19 protein-coding genes are annotated in these 22,442 nt (G+C 59.5%); 18 read left to right on the forward strand and 1 reads right to left on the reverse strand.

The genetic code is table 11. The features are described from left to right. Window positions 1–168 precede the first annotated feature (168 nt). A complete protein-coding gene (locus QZ383_RS04010) occupies window positions 169–1,686 on the reverse strand; it encodes a DUF2079 domain-containing protein (RefSeq protein WP_291443243.1) in 1,518 nt (505 codons plus the stop codon). A gap of 204 nt (window positions 1,687–1,890) precedes the next feature. On the opposite strand from QZ383_RS04010, the gene QZ383_RS04015 reads away from it, so the two are divergent. The 18 genes from QZ383_RS04015 (at window position 1,891) to QZ383_RS04100 (ending at window position 22,402) form a co-directional block, all read left to right on the forward strand. Beyond that, a complete protein-coding gene (locus QZ383_RS04015; RefSeq protein ID WP_291443245.1) occupies window positions 1,891–4,803 on the forward strand; it encodes an insulinase family protein in 2,913 nt (970 codons plus the stop codon). A 107-nt stretch (window positions 4,804–4,910) separates the two neighbouring features. Continuing rightward, a complete protein-coding gene (gene cbiR / locus QZ383_RS04020; RefSeq protein ID WP_291443247.1) occupies window positions 4,911–5,723 on the forward strand; it encodes a cobamide remodeling phosphodiesterase CbiR in 813 nt (270 codons plus the stop codon). A 58-nt stretch (window positions 5,724–5,781) separates the two neighbouring features. After that, entirely contained in the window at window positions 5,782–6,843 is a 1,062-nt protein-coding gene (locus tag QZ383_RS04025; protein ID WP_291443249.1) for a DHH family phosphoesterase, read from the forward strand. Window positions 6,844–7,180: 337 nt separating this feature from the next. Continuing rightward, window positions 7,181–7,978, forward strand: a complete 798-nt coding sequence (locus QZ383_RS04030) for a 2-amino-3,7-dideoxy-D-threo-hept-6-ulosonate synthase (RefSeq protein WP_291443250.1) — start codon at window positions 7,181–7,183, stop codon at window positions 7,976–7,978. Window positions 7,979–7,983: 5 nt separating this feature from the next. Continuing rightward, window positions 7,984–8,967: a 3-dehydroquinate synthase II family protein gene (locus tag QZ383_RS04035; RefSeq protein WP_291443252.1), complete on the forward strand. Its 984-nt coding sequence runs from the start codon at window positions 7,984–7,986 to the stop codon at window positions 8,965–8,967. 2 nt (window positions 8,968–8,969) lie between these two features. Further along, window positions 8,970–10,202, forward strand: a complete 1,233-nt coding sequence (gene pheA, locus QZ383_RS04040; protein ID WP_291443254.1) for a prephenate dehydratase — start codon at window positions 8,970–8,972, stop codon at window positions 10,200–10,202. Then, window positions 10,199–11,635: a 3-phosphoshikimate 1-carboxyvinyltransferase gene (locus QZ383_RS04045; protein ID WP_291443255.1), complete on the forward strand. Its 1,437-nt coding sequence runs from the start codon at window positions 10,199–10,201 to the stop codon at window positions 11,633–11,635. The genes pheA and QZ383_RS04045 overlap by 4 nt, the downstream gene beginning before the upstream one ends. Window positions 11,636–11,772: 137 nt before the next feature. Further along, the gene (locus QZ383_RS04050; RefSeq protein WP_291443678.1) at window positions 11,773–12,504 is read left to right on the forward strand and encodes a prephenate dehydrogenase; all 732 of its coding nucleotides are present in this window, start codon (window positions 11,773–11,775) and stop codon (window positions 12,502–12,504) included. Between the two features lie 82 nt (window positions 12,505–12,586). After that, window positions 12,587–13,630 carry a glycoside hydrolase family 99-like domain-containing protein gene (locus QZ383_RS04055; protein ID WP_291443257.1) on the forward strand — a complete coding sequence of 348 codons (1,044 nt, stop codon included), beginning with the start codon at window positions 12,587–12,589 and terminating at the stop codon, window positions 13,628–13,630. 108 nt (window positions 13,631–13,738) lie between these two features. Further along, window positions 13,739–14,818, forward strand: coding sequence for a flagellar biosynthesis protein FlhB (gene flhB / locus QZ383_RS04060; RefSeq protein WP_291443258.1), 1,080 nt, complete (start codon window positions 13,739–13,741; stop codon window positions 14,816–14,818). 81 nt (window positions 14,819–14,899) lie between these two features. Continuing rightward, window positions 14,900–16,999, forward strand: a complete 2,100-nt coding sequence (gene flhA, locus QZ383_RS04065) for a flagellar biosynthesis protein FlhA (RefSeq protein WP_291443259.1) — start codon at window positions 14,900–14,902, stop codon at window positions 16,997–16,999. A 275-nt stretch (window positions 17,000–17,274) separates the two neighbouring features. Next, window positions 17,275–18,318 (forward strand): flagellar biosynthesis protein FlhF, encoded by a 1,044-nt coding sequence (locus QZ383_RS04070; protein ID WP_291443261.1) that lies wholly within the window; start codon window positions 17,275–17,277, stop codon window positions 18,316–18,318. 33 nt (window positions 18,319–18,351) lie between these two features. Continuing rightward, window positions 18,352–19,164, forward strand: a complete 813-nt coding sequence (locus tag QZ383_RS04075) for a MinD/ParA family protein (protein WP_022657631.1) — start codon at window positions 18,352–18,354, stop codon at window positions 19,162–19,164. Between the two features lie 170 nt (window positions 19,165–19,334). Continuing rightward, window positions 19,335–20,114 (forward strand): FliA/WhiG family RNA polymerase sigma factor, encoded by a 780-nt coding sequence (locus tag QZ383_RS04080; RefSeq protein WP_291443264.1) that lies wholly within the window; start codon window positions 19,335–19,337, stop codon window positions 20,112–20,114. A gap of 77 nt (window positions 20,115–20,191) precedes the next feature. Then, on the forward strand, window positions 20,192–20,572 hold the full coding sequence (locus QZ383_RS04085; RefSeq protein WP_192112196.1) for a chemotaxis response regulator CheY: 381 nt from the start codon (window positions 20,192–20,194) through the stop codon (window positions 20,570–20,572). A 289-nt stretch (window positions 20,573–20,861) separates the two neighbouring features. Further along, window positions 20,862–21,530: a flagellar basal body-associated FliL family protein gene (locus tag QZ383_RS04090; protein ID WP_291443266.1), complete on the forward strand. Its 669-nt coding sequence runs from the start codon at window positions 20,862–20,864 to the stop codon at window positions 21,528–21,530. Window positions 21,531–21,662: 132 nt separating this feature from the next. Next, window positions 21,663–21,980 carry a hypothetical protein gene (locus QZ383_RS04095; RefSeq protein ID WP_291443268.1) on the forward strand — a complete coding sequence of 106 codons (318 nt, stop codon included), beginning with the start codon at window positions 21,663–21,665 and terminating at the stop codon, window positions 21,978–21,980. Further along, complete coding sequence (locus QZ383_RS04100; RefSeq protein WP_291443270.1) at window positions 21,977–22,402, forward strand: hypothetical protein; 426 nt, start codon at window positions 21,977–21,979, stop codon at window positions 22,400–22,402. The genes QZ383_RS04095 and QZ383_RS04100 overlap by 4 nt, the downstream gene beginning before the upstream one ends. Window positions 22,403–22,442 lie beyond the last annotated feature (40 nt).

Consider the following 22,442-nt stretch of genomic DNA (forward strand, 5'->3'; position numbering starts at 1 on the left):
GACAAGCCGTCCTTGGGCGCAAAAAATGGACGACGCCACACGCGCCGTCCCACCGGGCACCCCGGGCCGCTGCCTTTGGGTGTGCTTGATGGAAAGGGAGTCAATACACTATCACCTTGCGAATAGCAAGCATTGATGCGGAAATTTCCGCGCAAACCGCAGATCGGCCTAACGGTTCAGCCCCTGCACAAGCTCGGGCCGGGTTTCGCTCAGCCCCTTTCCTGCATAAATTACCAGAACATCACTATTTTTTACGCGAACAAGATCGGGATGCGCGTCAAAAAACGCTGCCGCCCGCTCAAATTCCTCACGCGACACCCCGCCCCCGCCGCCGGCAAGGTAGGCCGTGCCCGCATAGGGTGAAATCATCACCACGCTGTCGTCCAGCGGGCCGTCCATGTGCGATATGTCGGCGGTATAGCGCTGGTAGGGATAAAATACGTGCGGCCCAAGGCCTGACTGCGCCCACACACGCACAGTCGGGGGGAAATCCGGCAACTGCCCCAGAGCTTCGCGAAGGCGCGCATGGGCCTGAGCATCGGGGTGTTGCAGCAGCCGGGCCACTGTCACAGCCGGATTGTACCAACCCGTCTGCGTAGCCAGCATGATGACGGCCATCGCCGCCCCGGCGACGGGCAGAAACTTTTTCCACACGGCGGGGCGAAGTTTGCCCTGCACCCACATGCAGGCGTGGCAGATGGCCAGCATCAGGAACACACCGGGCAAATCCTCATACTGCCCGGCCATAGCCCACATCTGGCTGTAGCCGGAAACAGCCACCATGGCGAGATAGGGCAACGTGCACAGCAGGCAGAGCAAGGCCTTGCGCCCAAGCAGGGGCAAAAACCACGAGTACGCCAACAACTGGATATAGTATCGCAGTTTGAGATCCCACTGCCCGCGCACATCTACAAAATGGCTGAAGGCATAGCCCGTGCCCGCGCCCGCAAGCTGGCGCATGTAGGGCAGCCATACTTTTGTTGCGGTGACAAACCACAGGCCGGAACACAGGCATAAAACCGCGCCGACACGCCGCTGCCCCAACAGCAAAAAGGCATACATGCCCAGGCAGAAAATACTGGGCGCGGCGCGCTCCTGCGCCAGAAAGACCACAAGGCAGCATCCGGCCAGCGCCCACCAGCGGCGCTTGTGCAGCATGAGCACGGCCAGCATGAGCATGGGTGTGACGAGTGTTGTATAGTGAACCTGCCGCGACCACGGCGTGAGCACCGGACGGGAAAAAAAGAAAAGAAGCAGCGCAAAACCTGCCGTCCACACCCAGTTGCCGGAAGGCGTATCGCCTTCCGCTTCTTCATGCAGGGTACGCACCAGCCGGGGCAGAATGAAGGCCATTGACCCCACCGCCACGCCTTGCAGAACGCTGAGAGGGTACGGGCTCTTCCACGGCCCCACAAGGGGGGCCAGCAGGGCCGTCAGGGGGGTGCAATGGTGGGCGTAAAAGGGCTTGCCCTCATAGACGTTGGAAAAAGGAGCCTGCCAGTCCCAGCCGTTCCAGACCCGCCAGATCTGCGTAATAAAGTAGCCAAAATCCGCATCATTGATGACAAAGCTGCGCATCTGCAACACGCTGCCCCATATGAACAAGGCGGCAAAAGCCAGAGGAATGTACCAGAGCACCAGCTTTTCCGCCAGTGCAGACCCGCCTGTACAGGACTTGCAGTTCATGTTCATATCATCTCGCTCAATCAAAAATTTGCGGCCCCGCGCAAGGGCACGGGCTGATTTCAGTATCACGCCGGGAGCCGGGTCACAAGCCGGGCATGACGCGCCCGCTGGCAGCGCCCCTTTTCAAACGGTGCATCTATACTTATAGTTAGAGTTCACGCTGCGCCTCAAGCGGCGCTGCACATCAACACTTCAGGATTCATCATGAACAAGCACGGATTCACTCTTCTTACAGAACAGCATCTGCACGAAGTGGACGGCACCGCCCGTTTGTGGCGGCACGAGGCCACCGGCGCGCAACTGCTTTCCATTAATAACTCTGACGAAAACAAGTGCTTTGGTGTCAACTTTCGCACGCCGCCAGCCGACTCCACAGGCGTTGCCCACATTCTGGAGCACTCCGTTCTTTGCGGCTCGGACAAATATCCCGTCAAGGAACCCTTTGTGGAGCTGATGAAGGGATCGCTGCAAACCTTCCTTAACGCCTTCACCTTTCCCGACAAGACCTGCTACCCCATCGCAAGCTGCAATCTGCGCGATTTTTACAATCTCATTGACGTCTACATAGACGCAGTGTTTCACCCGCGCATCGATGAAGATATCTTCCGGCAGGAAGGCTGGCACGTGGAGGCCGAAACGCCCGATGGCCCGTGGTCATACAAGGGCGTGGTCTACAACGAGATGAAGGGGGTTTACTCCTCGCCCGATTCCGTCCTCGCGGAGCAGAGCCAGCAGGCGCTCTTCCCCGATACGCTCTACAGCCTTGATTCCGGCGGCAATCCGGAAAACATCCCCGACCTCACCTACGAGGCCTTTTACGATTTTCACAGCCGCTACTACCACCCCAGCAACGCCCGCTTTTTCTTCTGGGGCGACGACCCGGAAGACGAGCGCCTGCGCCTGACGGCAGCAGCGCTTGAGGGCTACACGGCCCGACCGGTCAATTCCGACGTGCCTTTGCAGCCGCGTCTGGAAACCCCACGGCAGATCGAAGTAGCCTATGCCGCCTCCAAGGGCGAAAAGCGCGCGCTGTTCACGGTCAACTGGCTTTTGGGCGAGCGTGGGGACGTGCATCAGGCCCTGCTGATGGAAATGCTCGAGCATATCCTTGAAGGCCTGCCCGGCTCCCCCCTGCGCAAGGCGCTCATCGCCTCCGGCCTTGGTGAAGACACCACCGGCTGCGGGTTGGAGACTGACCTGCGCCAGATGTACTACTCTACCGGTCTCAAGGGCGTGGCCCCGCGCGATGTGCAGCAGGCCGAACTGCTTATTTTTGACACCCTGGCCCAACTGGCGGAAGAAGGCATCCCCCGCTCGGCAGTGGAAGCCGCCGTCAACAGCGTGGAATTCGCCTACCGTGAAAACAATTCCGGGCGCTTCCCCCGTGGGCTTTCGGCCATGGTGCAGTCGCTGACCACATGGCTGTATGATGGAGACCCCCTGGCCCCTCTGGCCTGGGAGGCTCCGCTCAACGCCCTCAAGGCCCGCATTGAGGCTGGCGAACCCGTATTTGAACAGGCCATCAAGGACTGGTTCCTTAACAACGAGCACCGTGCCACCGTGGTGCTGCTGCCCGACACCAAGCTGGGCAAAACCCGCGAAGAGGCGGAAAAGGCCCGCGTGGACGCCGTGCAGGCCGCCGCCGATGCCGAGGCCCGCGCCAAAATGGTGGAAGAAACCGCCCGCCTCATGGAAGCCCAGAGCGCGCCCGACAGCCCGGATGCCCTTGCGACCATCCCGGCCCTGGGGATTGAAGACCTGCCGCGTGAAAACGCCTTGCTCCCCCGCGCCGTGGCGGAACTGCCCGAAACATTCCTGACGCACGAATTGCCAACACAGGGTATTGCCTACGCAACCCTGCTGCTGCCCCTTGCCAATGTGCCGGACAGACTCGTGCCCCTGCTGCCGCTCTTTGCCCGTTCCCTCACCGAAACGGGCACCGCAAAGCGCGACTTTACGGAGCTTGGCGCGCTCATGGCCGCCAAGACGGGCGGCCTTGGCGCTGAAACGCTGGTGGGCCTTGTGCGCGGCAGCCGCAAGACTTTTGGCTACCTGGGCGTGTCGGGCAAGGCCGTGTACGACAAGCTGCCCGACCTCTTTGCCCTGACCCGCGAGATTCTGCTGGAACCCCTGACGGACGCCGACGTGTTGCGCGAACGCCTGGGCCAGATGCTGCTGGAAGGCAAGGCCCGGCTGGAGCACGGTTTGCAGTCCGCCGGGCATGCGGCGGTCAGCGCCCGCCTGCGGGCGCGCTTCAACGGCGCAAGCGCCGTTGCCGAACGCACCTCGGGTCTGAGCTATCTTGAGAGCGTGCGCGCCCTGCTGGAACGCATGGACACCGAACCGCAGTCAGTTTTGAGCGATCTTGAAGAACTGCGCGCGCGCATCATTGCCCGCCCCGGCGCGATCGTGGACTGCACCGCAGAGGCGCAGGGTCTCGCCCTGGTAGAAACGGAAGCCCGCCAGTTGTTGCGCTCGCTTTCGCCCGCGCGGGCAGGGGCGTCAACGGACTTTGGCAGCGCCCCCCTGGAACTGCCCAAGGGCGAAGCCTTCATTGCCCCGGCCCAGATCAACTATGTGGGCAAGGCCGCCAACATCTATGATCAGGGCTATGTATACCACGGCTCGGCCAGCGTTATCCTGCGCAGCCTGCGCATGGGCTACCTGTGGGAGCGCGTGCGCGTGCGCGGCGGCGCGTACGGCGCGTTCTGCAATCTTGACCGCCTTGGCGGCACCCTTGTGTGCGCCTCATACCGCGACCCCAACGTTGACGACACGTTGGCGGCCTTTGACGGCATGGCCGAATACCTGCGCACCTTCAGCCCGGACAAGGCCCAGCTCACCCAGGCCATAGTGGGCGCGGTGGGCGATCTGGACAGCTACCTGTTGCCCGACGCCAAGGGTGCGCAGTCCCTCTCGCGCTGGCTTACGGACGACACCGATGCCGCCCGCGCACTCATGCGCGAAGAAATCCTTTCCACCACCGGAAAGCACTTCCGCGAATTTGCCGAGGTGCTGGCCGAGGTTGCGCGCAACGGATCCACCTGCGTTCTGGGCGGGCCCAAGACCGAAGCCGCAGCCAAGGAACACGGCTGGAGCAGCACCAAGCTGGTGTAGCATCCCGCAATTACAGAATGATAAAGGGGGAGATTTTCCAGAAATCTCCCCCTTTGTGCATGGTGGCTGCATGGCCGACGTCACATGCCGCGCACAAGGAACACCCCATGTCCCAAGATTCAGGCGACCAGACGCTCCAGCCAGACACAACGCATCTGCGGCCCGCACGCTTTGCAGGCCGCCTGGCCGCGCCCTCTTTTGTGTTGCCCGCCGGAGTGGCGGAAAACGCGCGCTTTCTGGCTGGCAAGGTGGACGAGGTGGGCCTGTGCTTTTTTGAAGCGCAGTCCTGTCTGGACTACGGCCCGCAGGATTTGCCGCCCGACCTGGCAACCCTGCCCCTGCGCTGGCATGTGCATCTGCCCGTTGACCTGCCCTGGCCCGCCAGCAAGAGCGCCGCGCATCCTGCCCGTAGGGCCGCGCAATTGGCAATGTCCGTACTTGGCAAGGCGGCCTTTCTTCAGCCGCGTTACGCCGTGCTGCACCCGCCCCAAGGTTCGCCCATGGTGCAACGCCGCCTGCTGGCAGGTTTTACGCACCACTGGAAAAACATCTGCAATGTCCCGCTGTTGCTGGAAAACGTTGCCCACAGTGATATTGCCTGTCTTGGAAATGGATTTCTTCAGGATCACGGACTGGGCCTGTGTCTGGACGTAGGGCACCTCCTGGGCTATGGTCAAAAAAACCTGTTGGTTTCGACCCTGCCAGAGCAGGCGACCATGACGCACTGGAGCGCCCCCGGCGACGGCGACCGGCATCTGTCCCTCACGGCTTTTACGCCTGGGCAGGCGCAGACCGCAGCCGCCCTCATGCAGCGTATCCCCGATTCAGCAGTGCATCTGGTCGAGATATTCAACTGGGATCGCCTGGTCGCATCCCTGCCGGTGCTGGAGGCGCTTGCGCAACCGCATTCCGGCGCATGAACACTGGTAAACGCACTTTCGCAAGCGGGCTTTCGCAGAAGAACTTTCAAGGAGAATCATGGCTGGCGCCACAGACCACATCGCCCTGCTGCAAAAATGGCGGGCAGGTCTCAGCAAGGACGACCGCTGGTGCATCCTCATCAATGCCGACCCCGATGCCCTGGCATCGGCGCTGGCGCTCAAGCGTATTATGATCCACAAGGTGCACAATGTGGACATTGCGCGTATCAATGAGGTGACCCGGCCCGACAATCTGGCCATGATCCGCTACCTGAACATCCCCGTGCGCCCCTGGCAGCCTGAAAATGCCGACCAGTACACCCACTTTGCCATGGTGGATTCCCAGCCCCACCACAGCAAGGCCTTTCAGGGCCTGCACTTTGACTGCATCATTGACCACCATCCCCTGCCCCGCGCCGCCAGCAACATTACGGCATGCTCACTGGCTGGCCCGGCTTTGTTGCGCGATATTCGCCCCAACATGGGCGCCACCAGCACCATGATGGCCCGCTATCTCAAGGCCCTGCGCATGCGCCCCGGCCCAAGGCTGGCCACTGCCCTGCTGTACGGCATACGCACAGACACGGCGGCTTTTGAGCGCTCCGGCGGCGAGGACGATTTTCGCGCCTATCAGTGGCTTTCGCGCCATGCGGACAACGGCCTGCTGCGCCGTATTCTGCGCAGCGAATATCTGCGGGAATGGCTGCCGCTATTTTCGCGCGCATTCCGTTCCCTTGCCGACTGCCGCGGCGGTGGGGCCTTTGCCTCGCTCAACGAGGTCAACAGCGCAGACCTCTTGGTGGCAGTGGCGGACTTTTTCACGCGGGTACACGGCCTGCGATGGATAGCCGTAAGCGGCGTGGTGGACAAGACCGTTATTGTGATCTTTCGCGGCGATGGCGGGCGGGATATTGGCCGCCTTGCGGACGCCTGCTTTCACGATGTGGGCGAGGCTGGCGGGCACCGCAATCTGGCTCGGGCCGAGTTTCCCCTGTCGGCAGTGCCGGAAGGAGTCAAGCCCGGCGATTTTGTGCTCAAACGGCTTGAAACGCGCAAGCTGCGGCGCAAAGCAACAGCTCCGGACGCCCCCTCTGACCCCGCAGAACGGGGCGCAGCCTGACTTTGCGAACAAATCGCATGTAAAATTCAATTTTCTATTGACAGACTTTTGCTTGCCGCGTAGCTTTTTACCTAGAAATTTTTAAGGATACTTTCATGCAGCGCATTTCTTCCAACCACACCTCCTCCTACGCCGCCGGCATCTTTAGCTGGTATTATTTTGCGTACTTTACCGGAGCCTGTGGTCGGGAGCTTTGCTGACGCGTAAAAGTTAGAAAGTTCAACGGGCCGCAGGCAACAAGCCAGCGGCCCTTTTTTTGTATGGGCCGCCGGAAAAGATGCGGCAAACCCCGCCCACGCGGGTCACCTTAAAGCAGCAGACTGAAAGGAGCGAGCCCATGTACCTTGGAAAAAAAATCCGCCTGGAACGCATTATCAACCGCACAAATGGCCGTACCATCATTGTTCCCATGGACCATGGCGTGACCATAGGCGCTGTTGAAGGCCTAGTGGACATGCGCGACACCGTCAACGACATGGCAACTGGCGGCGCGGACGCAGTGCTCATGCACAAGGGCCTTGTACGTTGCGGGCACCGCAACGCGGGCAGCGACATCGGCCTTATCATCCACCTCTCCGCCTCCACCGCTCTTTCCCCCCTCGGCAACACCAAAACCCTCGTAGCCACAGTTGAAGAAGCCATCAAGCATGGCGCGGACTGCGTTTCGGTTCACGTCAATCTGGGTGACCCCAATGAACGCCTCATGCTGGCCGATCTGGGCCGCGTAGCTGAATCCTGCGACAACTGGGGCATTCCGCTGCTGGCCATGATGTACGCCCGCGGCCCGCAGATTCAGAACGGCTACGCCAAGGATGTGGTTGCCCATTGCGCCCGCGTGGGCGTTGAGCTGGGCGCGGACATCGTCAAGGTGCCCTATACCGGCGATGCGGAAAGCTTCTCTGAAGTAGTGGCCGCCTGCTGCGTGCCCGTGGTTATCGCCGGTGGCGAACGCATGGATTCCACCCGTCAGATCCTCCAGATGGTTCAGGATTCTTTGAGCGCTGGCGGAGCGGGTATTTCCGTGGGCCGCAATGTCTTCCAGCATCCCAACCGCGTTGCTCTGGTCAAGGCCCTGCGCGCCATTGTACACGACAACGTTTCCGTGGATCAGGCCATGGAAATTGTAGGAGAATAAGCCGCATGTCCCGCATCTATTTCAACTGCGTTCCCTTTGACAAGGGCGATGTGACCCTGGCGCTGGAGTCCGGCGTGGACGGCGTTATTGTGCCGCGCAAGCATGTGGAAGAGGTTTCCGGTCTTTCGCGCTGCCCTGTGTGGGCTGCCGAAGATACCGCCATGATGGCGCTCAACGTCAAGGCTGACGAAGAAGCCGTGCTCGAACGGCTGCATAAGGGCGAGCGTGTGGTTCTGGCTCGCGGCTGGGAGGTAATACCTGTGGAAAACCTTCTGGCCCAGAGCGACAGCGTTCTGGCTGAGGCCGCTACGCTGGACGAGGCCCGCCTTGCCGCAGGAATTTTGGAACGCGGTGTGGCGGGCATTGTTGTATCCAGAGAGGCCGTGGCCGATCTCAAGACCATTGTCAGCCAGTGCAAGCTTTCGCAGGGGCATGAAGAACTGCTGCCCGCCGTGATCACCCGCGTGGAATCCGTGGGCCTCGGGCATCGCGTCTGCGCCGACACTCTCTCCATCCTGCGTAAGGGCCAGGGTATGCTGGTGGGCAATTCCAGCGCCTTTACCTTCCTTGTGCACGCGGAAACCGAGCGCAACGAATATGTTGCAGCCCGTCCCTTCAGGGTCAATGCGGGGGCCGTGCATGCCTACGTGCGTCTGCCCGGCGACAAAACCACCTACCTTGGCGAGTTCAAGGCGGGGCAGGAAGTGCTGATCGTGGACGCCAACGGCGAAACAAGCCTTGCCACCCTTGGCAGGGTCAAGATTGAAGTGCGCCCCATGCTGCTGGTTGAAGCCCAGGTCACCACCGAAGACGGCGTTAAAACCGGCGCGGTATTTTTGCAGAATGCCGAAACCATCCGCCTGACCACCCCCGGCGGCGAACCGGTGAGCGTGGTGAGCCTGAAACCCGGCGATACCGTACTGTGCCGCCTGGACGAAGCCGGTCGCCATTTTGGCATGCGCATCCGCGAAGACATCCGGGAGATATAAGCATGGACGACAGCAACAGCCACTGGCCCAAGGGCCACCCCGTAGCCGCAGCAGGCCGTCAGGCAGCCTCTCCTGATGAGGCGGGCGCGCGCCTTGCCGCCATCCGGCACGAGATTGACGCCGTGGACCAGGATCTGCTCACGCTCTTTAACCAGCGGGCGGCCCTGAGCCTTGAAGTGGGACGCATCAAGGCCGATGTGCCGGGCATTATCTTCAAGCCTCTGCGGGAAAAGGAAGTGCTGGACAGTCTGGCAACGCGCAACCCCGGCCCCCTGCCGGAGGATCATCTGCGGGCAATCTGGCGCGAAATATTTTCTTCTTCCCGCTCCTTGCAGCGGCCCCAGAATGTGGCCTATCTCGGCCCGGAAGGCACGTTTTCCTACTTTGCGGGCGTGGAGTACCTAGGGCATGCCGCCCAGTTCCGCCCCTGCAACGATATTACGCAGGTCTTTCAGGAAGTGGCTTCCGGTCAGTGCGAGCTCGGCGTGGTGCCGCTGGAAAATTCCCTTCAGGGAACCGTGGGCGTGAGCTTTGACCTGTTCCTCAAGTACGATGTGCATATTCAGGCCGAACTGTTCTCGCGCATTTCGCACTGCCTGCTGAGCAACGCGCCTTCGCTGGCAGCCGTGCGCACCGTGTATTCCCATCCACAGCCCCTGGCCCAGTGCGGAGCGTGGCTTCGCGCCCATCTGCCCGGTGCTGGCCTTGTGCCGGTGGAGTCCACCGCTGCCGCCGCCCAGTACGCCGCTGGCAAGGAAGACGCGGCCGCCATTGGTCACGGCAAGCTGGCCGACCTCATGGGTATTGCCGTTCTGGCCCGCCGCATTGAGGACGAGCCCGGCAACTGGACGCGCTTTGTGATCATCGGCCCCGGCGATGCGCGCTCGGGCAGCCGCACGGGCGGCCCCCAGCCCGGCCATACCGGCGCGGACAAAACTTCGCTGCTGTTCACCACGGCAGACAAGGCGGGCGCGCTCTCAAGCGTGCTTGACCTGCTGGCAAGCAACGGTATCAACATGCGCAAGCTGGAATCGCGCCCCCTGCGCGGTCAGCGCTGGAAATACGTTTTCTTTGCCGATGTGGAAAGCGATCTCGAAGATCCCCGCTACGCCCCCCTGCTGGAAAAACTGCACGAAGTCTGTACCAGCTTCCGCATACTGGGCAGCTACCCCACAGGGCCGCAACTGGACCGTCTTGACCTCCACTCGGAAACACCGGAGCAGCCAGCCTCATGAGCCAGAGCACCACTACCATCACCGAGGCCGAAAAGCAGGCCACGGTAAGCGTTACCGCCCCCGCTTCCAAATCTGTTTCGCACCGCTATCTTATTGGCGCAGCGCTGGCGCAGGGTGTTTCCACCGTGCGGCATACCCTTGAAAGCCGCGACCTCGAACGCACCCGCGCCATCCTGTGCGGGGCCGGGGCGAGCATGGAAACCCTGCCCGAAAGCACTCAGGCCTCCGGCGCGTGGCGCGTGACTGGTATGGGTGGCAAGCCGCTCGGCGGCGCGGAGGGTGCGCCCCTTTCCTGTGATGTGGAAGAATCCGGCACCACATGTCGGCTGCTTACCGCAGTGCTGGCCGCTGGCGAGGGCGAATTCCGCATTCACGGCGCGCCGCGCATGCACGAAAGGCCCATTGCCGAACTGACGGACGCCCTCAAAAAACTGGGCCTTGCCGCCACATTTGAAGGCAAGCCCGACTGCCCGCCTCTGGTGCTGCACACCAAGGGCCTTGACCCCGCCCTGTGCGGGGGCGAGGTGACCCTGGGCATGGATATTTCTAGCCAGTATTTCTCGGGTCTGCTGCTGGCGGCCCCCATGGGGCCTGCGCCCCTGTCCGTAACGCTTGGCGGGCAAAAAGCCGTCTCCTGGCCCTATGTGGGGCTGACCCTGCAATGCCTGACCGACTACGGCATCCGCTTTGACGTGGAAACCCGCGCCGAGGCCGATGCCCCGTGGGAAATGCTGCCTCCTGGCACATGGCGCGAGCTCAAGGCCGCGCATCCCGGCTGCCTGCGCGTGACAGTCCATCCCGGCGCGTACCTCGCGGGCAACTACACAGTTGAAGGCGACTGGTCTGGCGCGTCCTATCTGCTAGCCGCTGGCGCACTGGGCCTCAAGCCCGTGAGGGTTGAAGGTCTGCGCACTGATTCCCTGCAGGGCGACCGCGCCATGCTGGGCATTTTGCAACGCATGGGCGCGCGCATAACCATGACGGAGGATTCCGTCACTGTGTATCCCTCCGCCCTTCACGGTGTGGAGCTGGACATGGGCGACTGCCCCGACCTCGTTCCCACCGTGGCCGTGTTGGCGGCCTTTGCGCAGGGCTCCACGCGCATCAGCAATGTGGCCCATCTGCGTTATAAAGAATCGGACCGCATCAGCGCCCCGGCGCAAGAGCTTGCCAAGGCTGGCGTGGTCATTGACCAGCTTTCCGACGGCATGCTCATTCACGGCCTGGCCGGACGCGGCAACGGCAAACCGGACTGTCCGCGTCTGCCCGAGGGAATTTCCCTCTCGGCCCACAACGACCACCGCATCGCCATGTCCCTGGCCCTGCTGGGGCTGCGCCAGCCTGAAACAAACGTACGCGACCTGCTGGACGACCCGCTGGTGGTGCGCAAATCCTTTCCGCAATTCTGGAATATCTGGGAGCAACTGGCATGAACGGCAATCAAGGCAGTAACGGCAATCCTGCCGTCCAGAACGGCGGGGAATCCGCCGCGGAGGATGGATTTGACGGCTTTACCGGCTTCTGCCCACGCAATCCCGTAAAAACAGTCATAGTTGGCTCCACTGGCCGCATGGGCGCCATGCTGTTGGCCCGCGCCAAGGCGGCAGGGCTGAACGTGGCAGGCGTGGACGTGCCCCTGACGCCTGAAGTTCTGGCTCCCGCCTGCTCGGGGGCCGATCTGGCCATCATTTGCGTTCCTGCCGCTGTATTCAGCGAGGTTATCGCCACGGTCTGCCCGCATCTGTTCCCTGGGGCTGTGCTGGCGGACATAACGTCGGTAAAGGAAATCCCCCTGCAACAGATGGAAAAGGCCTGGGCCGGGTCAGTGGTGGGCACGCATCCCCTCTTTGGCCCCAAGCCTGACCCGCAGGCAGACCAGCCCGTGGCCATTGTACCCGGGGGACAGGCACAGCAAAGCCATGTGGAACTGACCTCGGGCTTTTTTACAGCTCTTGGCTGCCGTGTATTCTGCACCACGGCTGAAAAGCACGACAAAGCCATGGCCAGCATCCAGAACATGAACTTCATCACCAGCCTGGCGTACTTTGCCCTGCTGGCGGAGCATGAGGATCTGCTGCCCTTTCTTACGCCTTCGTTCCGCCGCCGCCAGAACGCGGCCCGCAAAATGCTGACGGAAGACGCCCGCATGTTCGCCGGGCTGTTTGAGGCCAATCCCTACAGCTACGAAGCTGTGCGCCAATACCGCCAGATGCTCAACCTCGCCGCCGCTGGCGATATTGACCTGCTCTGCCAGCGCGCCCGCTGGTGGTGGCAGGAGGATGCGGACCACGAAAAAACATAGTATACGCATGGCAAGACACGGTTCGGGAGCGCAAGGCTTGTTGCCTGGCGTGGCCTGATGCCGTAATCCGCTGGAGTTGCCCGTGGTTACACAGCCAATCAAGCCTATCGCCTTTTACCTGCCGCAGTTCCACCCGATCCCCGAAAATGATTGCTGGTGGGGTAAAGGTTTTACAGAATGGACCAACGTGCGCGCAGCGCGGCCCCAATTTACTGGCCACTACCAGCCGCATGAGCCACACCCGTCAATAGGCTGGTACGACCTGCGCGACAGGTATTTTTTGCGCCGTCAGCATGCCATGGCCGCCCAATATGGTATTTATGGCTTCTGCTACTATTACTACTGGTTTAACGACCACTCTCTGCTTGAAACCCCGTTGCTGCGCATTCGCGATGATGCCAGTATTACTCTTCCTTTTTGCCTGTGCTGGGCAAACGAGGCATGGACGCGGGCATGGTACGGGCAAAACAAGCAGGTACTGCTGAACAATGACTATTCTGAATCTACCATGCGCGGCTTCATGGGCAGCATTTTGCCCTATCTGCGCCACGAGCGTTATATTCTGGCAGGCAATCGCCCACTGCTGCTTGTTTACCGCCCAGAGGACATTCCCAATTGTTCGCATTGGGCTGAGGTATGGCGCGACATGGCGCAGCAGGCGGGGCTTGCGGGACTGTACATGGTGGGGGTGGAAGCCCTGACAATGGGGGTACCGCCACAGGAATACGGCTTTGATGCCACAGTGCGCTTTGCGCCTGACTGGAGCTGCGTCCAGCGCACCCAAATTGCCGGGAACCCGCAAAAATGCTGCGACTACCCCGGCACTGCCGCCGCCATGCTGCACAGGCCCGCTGTAAGCTACACTCGCTACACAACGGTCTTTCCCTCATGGGACAACTCCCCCCGTTATCACGCTAATTCCATTGCCTTTCTCAATGCCAATCCCGGCGCTTTTCGCCGAGTGACGGAAGTAGCCATAGAGGAAGTACGCCGCGCCCAAAGGCCAGAACCTTTTTTGTTCATCAACGCCTGGAATGAGTGGGGCGAGGGCTGCCATCTTGAACCCGACAAAAAATATGGCTTTGCATGGCTCGAAGCCATGCAGGCCGCCCTGAACACTGCGTAACCATGTGAATATCAGCTTACCTGCCCGCCAGTTCTCTGACGGGCATATTTTTTGCTACCACCTGAGCAAAGCGCTTCGCGGCGCCAATCAAACCAGGGCGGTAAGAGCATGTTCGGTTCACAGCAAGATCCAAGCAGAACAGAAGAAGCCACTCCAAAACGCGTCAGCAAACAGCGTGAGGAGGGCAATGTTCCCAAAGCGCAGGAGCTTGGCAAGGCCGTGAGCCTGCTGGGGGGCATGTGTATTCTTTATGCCTGGATCGGCCCCATGGCCGACAACATCAAACGCCTTTTCCGCCACTTTCTCAGCCACTCGTGGGAGTTCGATCCCAATCCCGAAAACGTATACAGCCTCAGCATTGACGTCACGCTTGAAATTGCCCGCATGATCATGCCAATCATGCTGACTCTGGGCTTTCTGGCCTTTCTGGCGCAGCGCCTGCAGGTGGGCAAACTCTGGACAACCAAGGTGATGCGCCCCAAGTTGCAGCGCTTTAACATAGTTCAGGGCCTCAAGCAGATGCTGGCATCGCCGCAAACAGCCCTGCGCACCATCAAGAGCCTGCTGTTTTCTCTTGTTCTCGGCATCATCCCCGGCTGGATCATCTTCAAGGAACATCAAAATTTTCTGCCCATGTACTACGCCAGCACCGAGGGCGTGGCGACCTACATGCTGCAAATGGCCTTCAAACTGACCAGCTATGCGCTTTTGCCCATCATTGCCATCGCCATTTTTGACGTATGGCAATCGCGCTTTGCCTACAACGAAGGCATGAAGATGACCAAGTCAGAAGTGAAGGACGAGCAGAAGCAGGCCGAAGGCGACCCCGTGGTCAAGGGACAACAGCGCAAAAAAATGATGGAAATGATGAGCAAGCGCATGCTGGCCGATGTGCCCAAGGCCGATGTGGTGGTCACAAACCCCACGCACATAGCCGTGGCACTGTGCTATGACACCTCAAAGGCTCCCGCGCCCGTAGTGCTTGCCAAGGGCGCAGACAAACTGGCCGAAAAAATCAAGGAAGTTGCCCGCGAAAACCGGATTCCCATTCGTGAAAACGTGCCTCTGGCACGAGCTTTGTATAAGTCCACAGAGGTGGGCGACATGATTCCTGAAGCGCTTTACAAAGCAGTGGCTGCCGTGCTGGCCAGCATCTGGAAGATCAAGCCCAAAGTGGTAACACACTAAAAACATGAAATTTTTTTACCTTGTCCATACGTACCAGGGTAAGCGCGCTTTCAGGAACCAACGCAGAGAGGTGTCATAAAAATGGCTGCCGCAGTAATCCCCCAGCTTGACTACGCTCGATTTTCAAAAAACGGCGAAATATTTCTTGCAGCCGGTGTGGTCATCATCCTGTTTGTCATGCTGGTGCCCCTGCCCACATTTTTTCTCGATTTCATGCTCTGCGTCAGCATTTCAATTTCGCTGCTGGTGCTTATAACCACCATGTTCATGACCTCGCCGCTGGAATTTACCATTTTTCCATCGCTGCTGCTGGTCACGACCCTTCTGCGGCTGGCGCTTAACGTGGCGTCCACGCGTCTTATTCTGCTCAACGGCAACATGGGGGCTAACGCCGCAGGCGAAGTCATCCGCGCATTCGGCCAGTTTGTTGTGGGCGGCAGTTACGTTGTGGGCGCAGTCATCTTCATGATCCTGTTCATCCTGAACAAGACCGTTATCACCGCTGGTACCACGCGTATTGCAGAAGTTGCAGCCCGCTTCACCTTGGACGCCATGCCCGGCAAACAAATGGCCATTGAAGCCGACCTCAACGCCGGGCTGCTGGACGAGGAGCAGGCCAATGCCCGCCGCGCGGGACTGCGCAAGGAAGCAGACTTTTACGGCGCCATGGACGGTGCCTGCAAATTTGTTTCGGGCGACGTGAACGCAGGCATGTTCATCACCATGGTGAACCTTGTGGGCGGCATCATCATTGGCATGGTCCAGAAGGATATGGACTGGAACACAGCCCTTACCACCTATTCTCTGCTGACCATCGGTGACGGTCTGGTTTCGACCATACCTTCCATCATTGTTTCCACCGGCACTGGTCTGCTGGTTTCGCGCGCCGCTTCCGAAGCCAAGATGGGCGAGGAATTTCTGGCCCAGCTTACCTTCAACAGCCGTGCGCTCAAGATGGTCTCGGCCGTGTTGCTGCTGTTTGCGCTGGTCCCCGGCCTGCCGACCATTCCCTTCCTCTGCATATCCATCCTTATCTTTGTGGTGAGCCGCCTGACGGAAAACAAGGATCAGGAGGCCGCCGACAAGGCCAAGGCAGACAAGAAAAAGAAAAGCGGTTCCGGCACCGCAGACACGCCGGAAGAAGTACAGGCCCTGCTGCCGCTCGATACTCTTGAGCTTGAAGTGGGCTACGGCCTCATCCCTCTGGTGGACGAAGAACAGAGCGGCAACCTGCTGGCCCGCATCCGCTCCATACGTCGGCAGTTCGCTCTGGACATGGGCGTGGTCATTCCCTCGCTGCACCTGCGCGATAATCTTCAGCTCAAGCCCGGTCAGTATGCCCTGCTTATCAAGGGTAATCAGGTGGCTTCGGCAGAAATTCTGGTTGACCACTTTCTGGCCATGGATCCCGGCAACGTGACCACCAAGATCAGCGGTATTGAAACGCGCGAGCCTGCCTTTAACCTGCCTGCCCTGTGGATTCCCGACAGTCAGCGCGAGGAAGCCATGCTTGCTGGCTACACGGTGGTTGACCCGGCAACGGTTATCGCCACGCATCTGACGGAAGTGTTCAAGCGTCAGCTGGCCGACTTTCTTGACCGCCAGGGTGTGCAGGGCTTGCTGGACACGGTCGCCAAGCATTCGCCCAAGGCAGTGGAAGACCTGGTACCCAACGTGCTGCCCCTTGGCGTGGTGCAGAAAGTGCTGCAACTGCTGGTGCGCGAAAGCGTCAGCATACGCGACATGCTCACCATTGTGGAAACTCTGGGCGACTTTGGCTCAAACGTCAAAAATCCCGAAACGCTGGCAGAATATGTGCGCGAAAAACTCTCCCGCGCCATTGTGCGTCCCTATCTGGACAGCCAGGGAACGCTTTCCGTGCTGACCCTTGCGCCCAATGCCGAACGCCTGGTGCAGGAAGGCATTCGCCATGCCGATAACGGCGTGACCTTCCTCTCCATGAATCCGGCTGTGGCCCAGCGGCTGGTGAACAACATCAGCACGGCTGCCGACAATGCGGTGAATACCGATGCCCAGCCCGTGCTGCTGGTGACGCCGCTCATCCGCCCGCATCTGGCCCAGATTGTCACGCGCTTTCTGCCCACGGTGCCGGTCATCTCGCAGGCGGAGATTCCGCCCGACATCCGGCTGCAGTCGGTGGGCATGGTAAGCGCCGAATAATCCGGCCATCTCAGATGCTACGCGGCGCTCCAACCTTTGTGTCGGAGCGCCGCTTTATTTTTTATATTCCTCCCCAGCTATCAGGATTCGTTGCCTTTTACTTCCCCACCAGCTAGTATTGTTCATGACAAAAACTGTGTTTTCGTGATGGCACCCGCATGGGCCAATACTGCCCAAAAAGTTGGCCCCGAATTTGCAGATACTGGTCTGTCGTCAAACAAACGGCACTGATGCGCCGCTGGGCGATATTGAACCGTTAGGCAAAGGAATGGGCCATGCAGGTAAAGACGTTCACAGGGGCCACATCACAGGAAATTCTGGCCAGAATCAAGGCCGAGATGGGGCCTGACGCCGTTATCCTGGGCAACCGCACCTATCGCAAGAATGGTGCAGTCTGCCATGAAATAACTGCCGGGATCGAGCGCCCCAAGACCGAAGCAGCGCAAGCCGCAGGCGCGCCTGCTGGCTGGGGTGAATGGCACAAGGAATGGATGCATCTCAAGGATCAGATTTTTGCCTTGATGAAGCCGGCCATTCAGCTTGAACGCCTCACGCCCCGCCAGCGTGTTGCTCTGGAATATTTGCAACGCGAAGGTGTTTCTGACTCTGTGGCGGTTGACCTTTATCAGCGTTTGCTGGCGGAACCCGGAGCCTCAGTGCTTGAATGCCTCTGCGGCATGGTGCCGGTCAAGGCCTGGGGCGCGGAGCAGTGGCGACAGCGCATTCACCTGATGGCCGGGCCTTTCGGTTTTGGCAAAGCCACAACAGCCCTGCGCTTTGCACTGCATTTGCGCAAACACGAACCAGAAGCGCGCATTGCCTTTATCAACGCCGACTGCCTGCGCGGCAACGGCAGGCTGATTTTGCGCCACTGGGCGGAACTTTCCAATTTTACGTATATGGAAGCGCCCGACAAGGCCGCCATGGAGCTTGCCCTGGCCGCCACTCGCGAGGCCCGCGCCGTATTCATTGATGTTCCCGGCCTTGACCGCAACGGCAATCTTGCCCACTGGCGGGCCGACATGGGCCTGGACACAGTGGAAGCCGCCACGCACCTTACGCTTTCGCCATTTTTTGACGCACTGCAAACACAGGCGTTTTTGCAAAGATACAAATTTGAAGGGCCTGGCTCCCTTGTATGGACCAAGCTGGACGAAGCCGTGAGCTTCGGCAATATTGTGAATGTGGCCTGCGCTGCCGGATTGCCGGTTTCAGCACTGTCTTTCGGCGCGGAACTCAAGGAAAGCCTTGCCCCGGCCACCGAGCCGCTGGTCTGGCGTCTTATTTTCAAAAGGCAACTTCCCGGCCAGGCCGCCTAGCGCGGCATGAGCCATAACATGTGGAGCAGACAGATGAGCGGCACTTTCCCTCTGGTTTTTTCCGTCACCTCAGGCAAGGGCGGCGTAGGCAAGACCAATATCTCGGTCAATCTCGCCATTTGCCTTGCGCAGCTGGGCAAGCAGGTGGTGCTTATTGACGCCGACCTCGGCTTGGCCAACGTAGACGTGGTGCTTGGTCTGACCCCGCAGAAGAATATTTTTCATCTGTTCCACGAAGGGGCCACCATTTCGGACATCCTCTTTCCCACGCCTTACGGCTTTTCCATCTTGCCCGCTTCGTCCGGCATGAGCGAAATGCTCACGCTTTCCACCGGCCAGAAGCTTGAGCTGCTTGAAGCCGTTGATGAAATGGAAGACGGGCTTGACTACCTCATCGTGGATACGGGTGCGGGCATCAGCGACAACGTGCTCTATTTCAACATGGCCGCGCAGGAACGCCTGGTAGTGCTTACACCGGAACCGACCTCGCTCACTGACGCCTATGCCCTTATCAAGGTGCTGAAAAACAATCACGGCGTTGAACGCTTCAAGGTCTGCGTCAACATGGCCCCGGATCTCAAGACGGCCAAGGACATGTTTGTACGCCTGCATCAGGCCTGCGATCATTTTCTCAGCGGCGTCTCCCTGGAACTCGTGGGCGTTATCCCGCGCGATACGGGCGTGCGCAAGGCCGTGGTGCAGCAGTTGCCCTATTGCATAAGCGAACCACAAAGCCCGGCGGCAAAGGCCACCATGTCGCTGGCCAAGAATATCAGCGCATGGGAAGCCCCCGAAAACCTTGACGGCAACATCAAGTTTTTCTGGAAAAAACTGCTGTTCCGCTAGAATTGCGGGTGGGATCCCTGGCCTGACAGGCCTTTGGCGACAGAAACAACGCTCCATAACCTCAACGTGTCAAAAACGCAGCGCAACCAGCCTTGGCGGGCAGGTGGAGCGAGGCATAACAGGCATCCAGATGCCACGGGGTAGAAGAGGCAAATCCGAAGGAAACCAACATGAAGACCGGCACAGCGCAAGCGCAAACTCCCTGCCCCTGGGAAGCGCTCGAAACCGGGGCAACCCCTTGGGAGAGCTTTTCACCGGCAGAGCAGGAATCTGTGGTGCGTCACTATGCGCCCAAGATACGCTTTCTCGCTTTGCGGCTCAAAGCCAAGTTGCCACGCAGCATAGAACTTGGGGAGCTGATCAGCTCCGGCACCCTTGGCCTCATGGAAGCCTTGGGCAAGTTCAGGCCGCAGCTCGGCATTCGCTTTGAGACCTATGCCGAAAGCCGCATCAAGGGAGCCATGCTCGATGAATTGCGTCGGCTTGACTGGTTTCCCCGGTCGTTGCGTCAGCGTGTACGGGTGCTTGATGAAGCCATGCGCAAGGTTGAACACGAGCAAGGTCGGCAGGCCACCGAGGACGAACTGCAAAAAATCACCGGCCTCGACATGCGCGATGTGCGGCAGGGTCTTGAAGCCCTGCAAAACCAGCTCTGGATTTCACTGGACGCCATTCAGGACACGCTCTCGGGCGAAGGCCCCGAAGGCGGAGAACCCTTCCGCAGCACCGCCCTGCAAGAGCTTGTGGAGCGCGTTGCGCCGCTGATCGACCGCTTGACGCCAAGAGAAAAGTTGGTACTCTCGCTGTATTATACTGATGAGTTGAATATGCGTGAAACTGCCGAAGTCATGGGCATCACAGAAGGCAGGGTTTCACAATTGCATTCACAGGCCCTGAGCCGCCTTCGCAGGGAATTTCATAATCTCTACGGCGAAGGCACTGAAATATAAGCTTACAACAGACAGTGGCGCACGGCTGCAACGTCTGTTGCAAACCGATATTGACGGCGCTTCAAGGAGTTCTTCTCATGCCTTACAATCCGAATATGCGTGTTCTTGTGGTTGACGATTTTTCCACCATGCGCCGTATTGTGCGCAACATTCTGCGCCAGCTTGGTTTTCAGAACGTGGTGGAAGCCGATGACGGCACCTCGGCATGGGAAGTTCTGAACCGTGAAAAGATCGACTTTATCGTTTCGGACTGGAACATGCCCCAGATGACAGGCATTGATCTGCTCCGCAAGGTTCGCTCAAGCGAACAGTTTGCCAACATCCCCTTTCTGATGGTTACTGCTGAAGCCCAGCAGGAAAACATCATTGAAGCGGTGCAGGCCAAGGTTTCCAACTACATCGTCAAGCCTTTCACCGCAGACACGATGAAGCAGAAAATCGACAAGATTTTCCCCTAGAGCTTCCCGTGTTGAAATACTTGCCCGTGGCGATGTGCATTCGCCCGGCAAGCATGCGTGGCGCGGATATCTACAAATATCCACGCAGGGCAGCCAACCTTTTGCAGGCGACCTGCCCTTGGCCACAACGCCAAGATTTCCCTGGCTTTGACGGCCCGCTCCTGGCCGGGGTCAGCGCTGCATGCGCTCACCTGGTTCGGGGCGGGTTTTTGTTCTCAGTGGTTGCGGTAGTGTAGTGCTGGTCACGGCATGGAACAGATGAAGAGGCCGTGACTGTCAGGAGAGGCGCGTGGCTGAAAAGCAGGATTTGAAAGACGCCCCCGTCAAGGATGAACTTCAGGTTGCGGTCAGCCAGGATTCAAGCCTGCGCAAGGTCGAACTTGATCTTGACGATGCTCCGTTCCTTGTGGAACAGGCACCTCCTCCCCCGGCCAAAACCGAGGAAGCCCCACTTCAGGTAACCGAAGAAGGGGCCGAACCTCCCAAGAAGAAAAAAAAGCTGCTGATCATTGCCGCCGCTGCTGGCCTGCTGGTACTGCTAGTGGCAGGCGCTGCAATCTGGTGGTTTGTACTGCGCACTCCACCACCGCCGCCTTCGGAGCCAATCAAGCCAGAGGTCATCGTGGTGCCTTCTGCAAAAACGCCCACTGCCCAGCCTGACAGCGTCAAGGAACTGGCACCCTTTGTCATACCCCGGCAAACACCCACTGGCGCGCGCTTTTTGATCTGCAAATTTTCAACAGTCAGTCAAAGCCCCAGGGTGGGCATGGAGATTGACCACAAGCTCATTCCTCTGCGCGACGCCCTGTATTATTACCTGAGCAGCAAGTCGGACGAATTTTTGCTGAATCCGGCCAATACGGCCACCATAAAAAAAGACCTCAGCGGGGTGCTGAACGATTACCTGACGCAGGGACGCATTGATGACATTTTGTTTGAGAGTTATCTGAACGAATAGCCACAGCAGCATCTGCCGGGCAGTGATGCCCGCAGACCCCAGCGCCCGTGGCGCTGAGCGAGATATATTTGCTGCATACGCGACCCTCTGAATGGTCGTACAGGCCCCCGGAACTGGCAACAGGAGGCCTCCATGAGCGTTGACGCCACCATGGCCGTGCTGTATGCCCAGACCAGCCTGGCCACATCCGTAAGCAATGCCGCTGCTGTCGGCCCGCAGGCATCGGCTGCCATGTCGCGCGTTCTTGCCGCCGCCATGGCAAAGCAGGAGCAGCAACAGGTAGCGCGCACAGAACCTGGAAGCCAGACGGCGCTGACCCCGGATGCAGATCATCAGGGTTCACCCCATTTTGGCAGCCGCAGAAGGCGGCGGCCCCCCCCTGAACCGGAAACCCCATCGGGTGAAACGTCATCCCCGCTTGTGGGCAACCTTTTGAACATAAAAGTATGAACGACACCCTGCTTTACGCTCTCATCATGCTCTTTTCTCTCTTCGAGCTGGCCATACTTGGTGGCGTGCTGGTGTTCTATCTGCGTCTGCGCCGTTCAGAAACCCTGCTCAACGCTTTGCAGGGCAATCAGGACAGCCTGCTGGCGCGCATAGAAATGAACGCTCGGCTGGAAAAAGAAATCGTCGCTACGTTTGCCCAACGACAGGCGGAATTGCGGAATCTGGATGAGAAGCTCGAAGCGCGCACGCATGAACTGCGCCGTTTACTGGAACAGGCCGAGGGCATCAGTCGCTCGCCCCAGTTTTTGCGGGAACTGATTTTGAATGGACACCGCAAAGGCCTGACCAGTCGGCAGATCGCCAAAAACGCTGGCCTCAGCGTGGACGAAGTGGATCTTATCCTGGCGCAGAACGTTCAGTAACGCTCCCACAGCGTTGCACCTGATGGGCAGCTATTTCTGA

The organism is Desulfovibrio sp., from assembly GCF_019422935.1.
Lineage (GTDB): Bacteria > Desulfobacterota > Desulfovibrionia > Desulfovibrionales > Desulfovibrionaceae > Desulfovibrio.